The organism is Desulfovibrio sp. 1188_IL3213, assembly GCF_036763145.1.
GTDB lineage: Bacteria > Desulfobacterota > Desulfovibrionia > Desulfovibrionales > Desulfovibrionaceae > Desulfovibrio.
Genome location: NZ_JBAIYR010000760.1, coordinates 1 through 205 on the forward strand (window position 1 = coordinate 1; position 205 = coordinate 205).

The window sequence follows — 205 nt, forward strand, 5'->3', positions numbered from 1 at the left end:
TTGCCTGACATTTCAGGTCAGTGAATGCTGCTATCGCTATGAACATAAGCTTTCTGACGAGAACAGCCTGATTGCTGAGCTTCTTCTTGGACTGGCGCAAGTGCAGCGCAACTGGGGATTTGGTCTCTGTTTTCTCTATTTGCGTAACGTAAAAGGGTATGCCTGGAACCATAAGCGCGTGTATCGAATTTACCGAGAGTTGGAG

1 pseudogene is annotated in these 205 nt (G+C 47.3%); it reads left to right on the top strand.

Features of this window, described 5'->3' with window-relative positions:
- A pseudogene (locus V6C16_RS14880) lies at window positions 1-205 on the top strand (IS3 family transposase); the annotation flags it as partial.